6 protein-coding genes are annotated in these 10924 nt (G+C 41.1%); 2 read left to right on the top strand and 4 right to left on the bottom strand.

What is annotated here, in order from left to right; translation table 11 throughout:
* Positions 1-269 precede the first annotated feature (269 nt).
* Entirely contained in the window at positions 270-1769 is a 1500-nt protein-coding gene (guaB, locus tag GD597_RS21020) for an IMP dehydrogenase (RefSeq protein ID WP_171609891.1), read from the bottom strand.
* Positions 1770-2024: 255 nt separating this feature from the next.
* Here guaB and GD597_RS21015 point away from each other — a divergent pair, with 255 nt between their 5' ends.
* Positions 2025-3218 (top strand): MFS transporter, encoded by a 1194-nt coding sequence (locus GD597_RS21015; RefSeq protein WP_171609890.1) that lies wholly within the window; start codon positions 2025-2027, stop codon positions 3216-3218.
* A 221-nt stretch (positions 3219-3439) separates the two neighbouring features.
* On the opposite strand, the gene GD597_RS21010 is transcribed toward GD597_RS21015, so the two are convergent.
* The 3 genes from GD597_RS21010 to sucD all read right to left on the bottom strand — a co-directional run bounded on the left by GD597_RS21010 (position 3440) and on the right by sucD (position 8064).
* A complete protein-coding gene (locus GD597_RS21010) occupies positions 3440-5734 on the bottom strand; it encodes a S8 family peptidase (protein WP_171609888.1) in 2295 nt (764 codons plus the stop codon).
* 168 nt (positions 5735-5902) lie between these two features.
* Entirely contained in the window at positions 5903-7003 is a 1101-nt protein-coding gene (gene dprA / locus GD597_RS21005) for a DNA-processing protein DprA (RefSeq protein ID WP_171609886.1), read from the bottom strand.
* A gap of 188 nt (positions 7004-7191) precedes the next feature.
* Complete coding sequence (sucD, locus tag GD597_RS21000) at positions 7192-8064, bottom strand: succinate--CoA ligase subunit alpha (RefSeq protein ID WP_171609885.1); 873 nt, start codon at positions 8062-8064, stop codon at positions 7192-7194.
* Between the two features lie 222 nt (positions 8065-8286).
* Here sucD and GD597_RS20995 point away from each other — a divergent pair, with 222 nt between their 5' ends.
* A complete protein-coding gene (locus GD597_RS20995) occupies positions 8287-10833 on the top strand; it encodes a DUF5686 family protein (RefSeq protein WP_171609884.1) in 2547 nt (848 codons plus the stop codon).
* The last annotated feature ends 91 nt before the right edge of the window (positions 10834-10924 follow it).

The raw sequence follows: 10924 nt of genomic DNA, 5'->3' as shown, positions 1-10924 counted from the left end.
TCGTAGTTTACTACGGGGCGTTTTTGTTTGTATAATACTACAGGATTTTTTTTTGAGCAGACATAAAAGCCGAGTAGGGATTCTGTTGTTGATGGGCAGGAGGATAGAAGTGGATACCCCGCTGAAGCTTTGTGCTGTGGCTTTGCGGCGGAGTAGTAACGGATAGCCGCATATGGGCTGACATTTAATGGCTGCAGATTGCCCATAATACATAAAAAAGCCTTGACAGCAGGAAACTACCAAGGCTTTTCTGTTAAGTGCATATTTTATTATTTTCTGCTATAATTTGGCGATTCTTTGGTTATTTCTACATCGTGTGCATGGCTTTCGCGCATTCCGGCATTGGTTATTTTTACAAAGGTGGCCTGTTGTAATGCGGCTATGGTGGGTGCACCACAGTAACCCATACCGGCTCTTAAGCCACCGGTAAATTGTGCCACCACCTCGCTAAGGCTGCCTTTGTAGGCAACGCGGCCTTCTATACCTTCGGGTACCAGTTTTTTTATGCCGTCTTCCACATCCTGAAAATACCGATCGCTACTGCCTTGCTGCATGGCACCTATACTACCCATGCCGCGATATTCTTTAAACTTACGGCCTTCGTATATAATGGTTTCGCCCGGGCTTTCTTCTACACCGGCAAATACGCTACCCATCATTACTATATTGGCACCGGCGGCAAGTGCTTTTACCATATCGCCGGTGTAACGTATACCGCCATCGGCAATTACGGGGGTGCCTTTGGCTTTTAGGGCATTGGCAGCTTCCATTATGGCGGTTAACTGTGGTACACCTGCACCTGCTACAATGCGGGTAGTACAAATGGAGCCAGGGCCAATACCTACTTTAACGGCATCTGCACCTGCGGCGGCAAGGGCTGTGGCACCTGCGGCAGTACCAATATTACCTGCTATTACCTGCAGGGATTTGAAATTCTTTTTTAACTGCTTTAGTGCATCAATTACGCCTTTGGTATGGCCATGGGCGCTATCGAGGGTTACCACATCAACCCCTACTTTTTGCAGGGCCGATGCCCTATCGAGCATGTCTTTGGTAATGCCTAATGCAGCGCCTACCAGTAATCGGCCCATAGTATCTTTACCCGCATTGGGGAAATTGCGTATTTGTAAAATATCGCGGTAGGTAATTAAGCCTATTAGTTTGCGTTGCTTGTTTACAACGGGTAGTTTTTCTATTTTATAGTTGCGCAAAATGTTTTCGGCTTTGCGCATATCGGTGCCTTCGGGGGCGGTAATCAGGTTTTCGGTTGTCATTACCGTTTTTACCTTTTTGCGTTTGTCTGTTTCGAAACGAAGATCTCGGTTGGTTAAAATACCCACGAGTGTATTGTTGGCATCTACAATAGGAATACCACCAATTTTATTTTCTTTCATTAGAATTAATGCATCGCCAATGGTGGCATCGTCGTGCAGGGTAATGGGGTCTATTATCAGTCCGCTTTCGCTACGTTTTACTTTGCGTACCTGCTCGGCCTGTTTATCGATGCTCATGTTTTTGTGCAGAATGCCAAGGCCGCCTTCTCTTGCCAATGCAATGGCCAAACTCGCTTCGGTAACGGTATCCATTGCTGCAGACAGCATGGGTACATTTAATGTAATTGATTTTGTTAGTTGCGTTTGTATGTTTACTTCGCGGGGTAATACCTGGCTGTAAGCCGGCATAAGCAATACATCATCGAAGGTTAAGCCTTCTCCAAAAAAACGTTTGTTGATTGCTGTGGTAAGTGAGGAGTTATTTCTTGTTGCCATGTGCAAAGATATAGGAGTGTATAAATTGCTTCCAAATTTTTATCTATGGCAGTAATTTTTTAAATGCATTTTTGGGCCAGGCAATAGCTTGTATATGAGGCAGTGCTTGCGTCGCACACTTGTACGGTGGGATTGTTTATTGGGCTTTTTGTAAAATGAATGCTGATTGTTTTTGCAGTGGCATGCTATTTAAATGGGTGAGATAAGGGAATTGTTACGCTGCCATTATCGTATTTAGTTTATTACATTTGCCGCATGGCCACCACACTTTCCCCTAAGGCTACTGATAAATATTTTACTTTTCAATTTGCTTTACTGTGTGTAAGTAATTTTCTTTTCTCTGGTAGTTTTTCAATGATGCTGCCTGAATTATCTGGATATATTACCAAACTGGGAGGTGCCGATTATAAGGGCTATATTATTGCATTGTTTACTTTAATGGCAGGTATCTCCAGGCCTTTTAGCGGTAAGCTTACAGATACCATTGGACGTGTACCTGTAATGATATTTGGATCGCTGGTTTGTGTGGTATGTAGTTTATTATACCCTTTACTTACCACAGTGGCGGGATTTTTATTCCTACGTTTTATACACGGATTTTCTACGGGGTTTAAACCTACCGCCACATCCGCATATGGGGCAGATGTAGTGCATGAATCCAGACGAGGCGAGGCATTGGGTGCATTGGCTGTGGGGTATACCTTGGGCATGTCAGTAGGGCCCATGGTGGGTAGTTTTATGGTGGCCAATTATTCGTATAATGCCATGTTTTATGTTTCTGCGGCATTTGCACTTGGCTCAGTAATTATATTGGTAAACATCAAAGAAACACTGGCAGCACCAAAAAAATTTGCAAGGGAGTTTATTACCATTAATAAGCACGAAGTATTTGAAACCAGTGCCATTAAACCGGCATTAATTATGTTGCTGGTAGCTTTTTCCAGCGGCTGTACCTTAACCATTGTACCCGATTTAAGCGAATGGATAGGCATTACCTATAAGGGTTTGTTTTTTGCCTGTTATACCATTAGCTCATTATTAATAAGGCTGGCTGCCAACAAAGCATCAGACCGGCATGGGCGTATAATTGTAATGGTATATGCTGCCGGCGCATTAGTGGTATCTATGGCATTATTGTCTTTTGCCCATACACCGGTTATGTTTATTATTAGTGCTGCTATTTTTGGTTTAAGTTGGGGAATGAATGGCCCCACTTTAACTGCATGGGCGGTTGACTTGTGTGCAGTGGAAAACCGTGGCAGGGCAGTGGCATCAGTATATATTGCTTTGGAAGCTGGTATTGGTTTGGGCGCACTGGTATCGGCGCATATTTATGATAATAATGCTGCCAATTTTGTATATACTTTTATTATACCTGGTATACTTTCTTTTGTTGCCATGATATTATTACTTAGCTGGAAACGTAAACCAGTAAAACCTGTTGTTTAGCTCAAATGTTGCAGTAGCATTTTTTGGGCCAATCAATATTTTGTATGGCATCTTACTTGCGTCGCACACTTGTACTTTCGGGTTATGCATCACCTTTAAACAGCCAATTTACTCAATAGCAAAATTAGGGGGACTATTTTGCTGCCATAAGTTCTGCAGTACAAGAGTGCGACGCAAGTAAAGCAGATACCTGTTATTAAGTTGGGCTAATAAAATACCTGCTATTTATTGCTGCCTACCATTATTTTTTGCGTACTAATGGTTTTGCCATCTGCTATTTTAATAAAATAAATACCTGCTGGGTAATTGTATACATTCAGCTGGGCCGTTTGCGCAAATGGGGCATAGGGTAATGATTTTTTTTGCATCAACCGCCCCAATGCATCATAGATATAGTAGGTTACTGCTGCACTGCTTTTGTAATTAATTGTTGCGGTATTATTAATAGGGTTTGGGTAAATAATAAAATAATAATTGTTATAGTTGGGTATGGTATCTACCGGAATATCGGTGGAGCAAACATCGCTGTTGTTGCATAAATCTGATTTATTAATACGAACACCTGCTATGGCATTAAATGCATCTATTTTACCCCAACCAGCAATATTGTTGGGCTGTGGCCCCCAATTGGCAGAGGCTGCATCAAAGTCGGCGGTGGATTTTATGCGTGCTATAATTTGCTCCCTGGTATCATCAGGGTATTTTTCCCATAATAATGCAGCAATACCCGCACTAATGGGGCTGGCAGCACTGGTGCCACCAAAAGCAACTGTATTGGTATCTATGATAAATTCATAATCGTAATAATTTTGAAACCTGCTTCGGGCAGCCAGTACATTTTCACCGGGAGAAATGATATCAGGTTTTATTCTGCCATCGAGGGTGGGGCCATGGCTGGTAAAATAAGTAGTGCGGCATTTTTCGTAACTATTTACCACCTGTTGTTTCATATTTACATAACATGTTCTTAGGTTATAGGCACCAGACGATAAAACAGTAAAACCATTGGTGGGAATGATGGTGCTATACTCATTATCCGTATTATGGTAAGATGGGTTATCAGGAAATGGGTTGGCCCCAAAATAATAAATAGGATGCAGGTTCCAAAACGGGTACCAAACATGCACCGTTCCTATGCCTTTGAAGATATACCGGTAAATATGTTCATCAAACACAGGGCCATTGCCTGAGGTTTGTTCGTTTGGGGTAATTATAATTTCATCATAATCATCATTGGCATGCGCTGCTGTAATGCTTAAAAATGCCGATAGCTGCCGGTTGGGTAAATAGCTGGTAAATTCAACCGGATGATCCAATTGTATTAAACTGTCAATGGATAGGTATGGCGTTTGGTAATAGGGGCTGTTCAATGTACTGTCAAAGCCCTTTGTATCTGCTTTAGATTCAGATAATGCTAACTGCAGTGTTTTGCTGTATTGCCTGGGAACACATACATACAAAGATGCTGAATAGGCCACCTTAAACATGCCAAAACTAGAATCGGCATCTATAGGAAAGCCACCCCAATGTTTCCAGTCGTTACCATTATTACCTGCAGAAACACATACCAGCACATTATTATGCAGGTTGCAAAAATTATCAATTGCTTTTTCCACCAGGGTTTTACCATCATGCGGGCCGCCATATTGAGAGCCCAAACTTATATTGATAACGCAGCGTTTATCTAATTGCTGTGCTTTATTATAGATATAGGCAATGGCATCAATAATACGGTCAGATTTTATAATGGTATCAGTAAAAGCGGTAAGGGCAACATCAACAATAGTAGCACCTGTGGCTACACCACTATTACCTGCTGCCAAACTGGTAACAGAAGTGCCATGAAATGTAGATCCAAAGCGGTTTTCCATTTCATAGCCGGTATACAAATTTCTTTTATATAACTGCGCATACCTTACCAGTGAGTCTTTTGGCCATTCGGTTCCATAATTAAAACCTTGTGGGTGTTGGCCGTTATTGTTATCCATGTTCCATAAATAACTAATACGCAGGTTGCCATCGGCATCATAAAAATCAGGATGGCTAAAATCCACACCATCATCAATAATGCCTACTAAAACATTTCGGCCGGTATAGGCTTTATCAAGGGGTGCTGCGCCCTGCAATACCTGTTCTACTGTAGTTAAACGGCGCATCACCGTATCGGCCGTTTTTTCAAATATCAGTGGAAGTTCAATTCTTTTAATCATGGGCAGGGCAGCCAAATCGAGTATTTGCGATAGTGGAATATCTGCTGTTGCCACGCTACCCATTACAGTACGTATCTGATATCCTTGTTTTCGTAAAGCGGCAGCACTTGTATTTGGTGTTGTTTCTAATTGCACAGCTACCATTTGCCGACCATTTACAATACGTAAAAATGGAGATACTGGTTTTTGTTGTGCCAGTAAAAATTTCATGCTGGCCCCCAACTTAGCATAGGCAATTTCTTTTTGCGCAATGCTTGTTGAAAACAACATTATACAGGCAACCAAAATACATACCACTTGCTTCATGCAATCATTTTGTGAGGTGACAATCAGCGCATGCATTCTGTTGCACTGTTATTGTATTATTTTATTTTTTGTGCCGGGCTTAACAATAAAAATTGGGCAGCCGTTGCGTCGCACTCTTGTACTAAAGTAATGCTACTCAGCTTACTTGTAAAAATGCAGGATTAACTATTAGCAAAGTTTATACAGTTTGCCGGGCAAGGAGCTTACAATATTTTGTAATTCAAGGCTAAGCATAGCCCCTGCAACTGCGCTGCTGGTTAAACCGCTTAATAAAAATATTTCATCAATATGAACAGTTTCTTTTGCTGATAAAAGCTGCACAATCAGCTTTTCCTCTTTTGATAGATCAATAAATAATTCCTGTTGTGCTTTTGGTTTTATTTTTCTGGGCTCCCAGCGCATGGCTTTTATAAAATCATTGGCACTGGTTAATAATTCAGCTCTTTTATGTGCAATTAAAAAATTGCAACCTGCACTTTTACTATCTGTTGTTTTTCCAGGAAAAGCAAAAACATCCCTGTTGTAATTATGGGCCAGCTCGGCTGTAATCATGCTGCCACCTTTTATGGCTGTTTCTACCACAATGGTGGCATCTGCCATGCCTGCCACTATTCTGTTACGGCGTGGAAAATTATGTTTATCTGCTTTGGTTTCTTTGCCAAACTCGGTTAATAATCCCCCTCCCGATGCTAGTATTTCTTTAGCCAGATTTTTATGTTGTGCCGGATAAATAGTATCTAACCCATGGGCCAGAACCCCAATAGTGGGTAGCTGGTTGTGTAATGCTGCTTTATGGGCAATGGCATCTATGCCATATGCCAGTCCGCTAATAATAAGTACATTTTGGGCAGCCAGTTCTTCAACAAATTTTTCGGTAATGGCTTTGCCATAATCGGTATTATTACGGGTGCCTATAATGCTGATGATTTTGGCGCTGTTTACATCTGCACTACCACGGTAATATAACATGGCGGGTGCATCAAAGCACCTGGTTAGTCGCTGCGGATAGTTGGGGTTGGTAATAAACAGGGGGGTAATTTTATATTTTTCAATAAAACTTATTTCGGCTTCTGCCCCTGAAAAATCAGTAAAAGCTTTCACTGCACTGGCCCTTACTTCGCCAATACTTTCTATGCTTTCCAGTGTTTTTTGTTTGGCTTTAAAAATGCTTTCAGCATCGCCAAAATGGTTTATTAGAACCCTGGCTTGTGCACTGCCAATATGAGGTATTTGCGTTAAGGCAATTTGATATAATAAATCGGGGGGCATTTTTCCTTAAGAAATTATGGGTATATAATTTTTTATGGTATTAAAGATAAAGTGTTTTGCCTTTTATTTTGCTGAAAAGGATTACTACAGCTGAAAGGAGCGTCGCAAGAAAAGATGCCATAAGTTCTATAGCCCACCAACAAAAATGGCTGCCTTAACAGACAGCCATTTTAAATATTAATGGTTTTTTATTTACCAAGTGCTTTGGCCATGGTGCTGCCAATATCTGCAGGGCTGGCTACCACATGTATGCCACATTCTTCCATGATTTTCATTTTTGCAGCAGCTGTATCTTCTGCACCGCCAATGATGGCACCGGCATGACCCATTCTGCGGCCCGGAGGCGCTGTTTGGCCTGCAATAAACCCAACAACTGGTTTTGTGCCGTTTGCTTTTATCCAACGGGCAGCATCTGCTTCCATGCTACCACCAATTTCACCAATCATAATTATGCCATCAGTTTCAGGATCGTTCATTAATAACTCAACCGCTTCTTTGGTAGTGGTGCCAATGATTGGGTCGCCACCAATACCTATGGCTGTGCTAATGCCCAAACCTGCTTTAACTGCCTGATCAGCAGCTTCGTAGGTAAGTGTACCAGATTTAGAAACTACACCAATACGGCCTGCTTTAAAGATAAAACCTGGCATAATACCTACTTTGGCTTCGCCTGCAGTAATTACACCAGGGCAGTTAGGGCCAATAAGGCGGGTATTTTTTTCTGATAAATAATTTTTTACGCGAACCATATCTTGTACTGGAATACCCTCAGTAATACAAACAACCAATGCAATACCCGCATCAGCGGCTTCCATAATGGCGTCTGCAGCAAATGCAGGCGGCACAAAAATGATACTAACATTAGCGTCAGTTGATTTAACTGCATCGGCCACTGTATTAAAAACGGGTTTGTCCAAATGGCTGCTACCACCTTTGCCCGGGGTTACACCGCCAACTACATTGGTGCCGTATTCTATCATTTGACTGGCATGGAAAGTGCCTTCTGTACCTGTGAATCCCTGAACAATGATTCTGGAATTTTTATTTACTAATACACTCATGGTGCTTTTGTTTTAAAGTTGCGCAAAAATAGGTGAATCTGTTTGTAGTTTGCCTTTAAAGGGATACAGATTTTTTGGCAAAGCGCATTTTTGCTTGCCAGGCCAAATATAATTGGGGCGCAATAAACTATCTGCAAATCCTTAAGTCAACCTTTGACCGGGCCTGTTTAGCGCCTCTGTTTATGTAAACTGCCTACAATACGTTAAACTACCATTAATAAAATGTCGTATATCAATATGTGGCAGCTGGAATTTATGAATAAGGCTAATTTTGCGCTTAATATGCGATTTTTTAAAAAGTATTTGTTTTTATTAGTGTGCTTTGTAACAGTATTAACAGCTGGTGCACAGGTAAAAACATTAAAAGGTATAGTATTAGACAAACAAAGCGATGAACCAATACCCTATGCTTCTGCTGTTTTTAAATTGAGTGGCAGGGGAATGCTCACAGATTCATTAGGCAATTTTGAATTCCGGTTTTCCAGCTGGCCGGTGGGTGATACCCTTGAAATAAACAATGTAGGGTATAAGCTTACCCAAATTCCTTTTACAGAGGCGCAGGATTCGGCCTTTATAACGGTGTATATAGAGGTTTTGCCACCCCAGCATGAAGCCGTGGTGAAAGTAAAATATAACCGGGCCCTTTGGTTTTGGCGTAAGATTATTGCCCATAAAGACCGTAATAATAAAAGCCAGTTTGATAATTATGGCTACGAAGTATACAATAAACTGGAACTGGATATTAATAATGTAAATAAGGATAAACTCTCAAAAAACTTTCTGTTAAAGCCCCTGAACTTTATTTTTGATTATACAGATACTACCAGTGAAAAAACGGCTTTCCTGCCTATTTACCTTACAGAAACAATTTCTGATTATTATTATCAAAAACAACCCTATAAAACCAGGGAAGTAATGAAAGCCACCAATGCCAGTGGTTTTACCAATGAAAGCTGGATGAAACAATTGGGTGCTACTTATCAAAATGTAAATGTGTATAGTAACCTGATACCGGTTTTTGACCAATCATTTATTAGCCCAATTGCCGATAATGCAGATAACTACTATAATTATAAACTGCTGGACACACAATACCTGGGTGGCAGAAGACTGGTACATTTAAAATTTAGCCCCAAACGCATTGGCGAAAATACATTTGATGGTGATTGTTGGGTAAACGACACCAGTTTTGCCATTCAAAAAATTACCATGCGCCCTTCGATGGATGTAAACATCAATTTTGTTAAAGGACTTAGCCTGATACAGGAATATAAATTGGTGAACGATACCTTATGGTTCCTGTACAAGGATAAGTTTGTTGTAGACCTGGCCCCTGTAGGCGAAAATAAACTGGGTGCCAAAGGACGTAAAACCACCACATTCAGGAATGTCATGGTAAATAGCGATACGGTGCTAAGAGAGCTGGCTAAAAGTAAAGCCAACGAGGATATTATACTGATACCTAAAACCAATAACCTGCCCGATTCTTTCTGGAATAAAAATCGTTTTGAACCACTTAATAAAAATGAGCAGGCTATTTATACCTTGCTGGATACTTTAACCAACAATAAAACCTTTTTGCGGTATAAACATACTGCCGATTTATTAACCACCGGAACCCGGGATTTGGGTAATATCCGGGTAGGCCCCTGGTTTTACTGGCTAACAGGTAACCGGTACGAAGGTACCCGTGTACGTTTCGATCTGGCAACCAATAAAGGCTTTAGCCAGCACTGGAACCTGCGTGGCTATCTGGCGTATGGCTTTACCGATCAACAATTTAAAGGCCGGGCCGAAGTGAAATACCAGTTTAGCCGACAGCCCTGGAGCTATATTTCTTTATCGTATAAAAACGACCTGGATAATGGTCAGGTTTATTACGACCAGTTGGGTAGCGATAATATTTTTGCCAGCTTTGCACGCAAAGCCAATGTGCCCTTTAAGTTTCAACGGGTAGAAGAAAGAAAAATTGAATATTTTACTGAGACATACAAAAGTTTATCAATTGATCTGGGTGCTTCCAGCAAGCAGTATACTGCTTTACTTAATTTGCCTGGCAAAGAGTTTTTCCCTTCCTCCACCGGCGATCCGTTAAATACTTTTGAAACCAGCATCCGGCTACGATACGCCTATCAGGAAAGATTCTTAGAAGATAATTTTTACCGTTCCAGTTTTGGCAGCCAATACCCAATTGTTTCTTTAAAGTATACACATGGTTTTCAGGGCGTATTAAACAGTAGCTATACATACGATAAACTCGATTTCTCGGTATCGGATTATATAAAACTGGTGCCCTACGGTAGTTTGTATTATAACTTTTTTGCGGGTAAGGTATTTGGCACTTTGCCTTATCAAATGCTTGATCATCAGCCTGGTAACGAGTGGTGGTATTATAGCCGCTACTCCTTTAACCTGATGAATCGCTTTGAATACTTAACAGATCAATATGCAGGTTTTAATATAGAACACAATGTAGGCAGTGGTTTATTCCGCTATATTCCATTAACCCGCAAACTTAAGCTACGCCAGTTTTGGGAGGCCAAAGGCATTGTAGGTAATTTAAGCGATGCCAATAAGCAATTAAATTTTGTAACCGGGGCCCCCTTTAAATCGCTTGATGGCAAATTGTACATGGAAATTGGCACGGGTATAGACAATATCTTTAAATTCTTTCGTATAGATTTTATATGGCGTGTATTACCACAGCCATTGCCTGATGTAAAACAGCAACGCTTTGGCATTTTTGCCGGGTTCAGGTTTAGCTTATAGTTTTTGGTTACCGGCCTTGGTGCTCTGGGCAGCTCTACTTGCGTCGCACACTGCAGGGTTCTGTTCTCTATTCAGCAGAATTGTAGCTCTT

Origin of the sequence: Limnovirga soli (assembly GCF_013106755.1) — a bacterium.
Classification (GTDB): Bacteria; Bacteroidota; Bacteroidia; order Chitinophagales; family Chitinophagaceae; genus Limnovirga; species Limnovirga soli.
The sequence above is the reverse complement of the archived record's forward strand: the minus strand, read 5'-3'. Positions and strand labels throughout refer to the sequence as shown.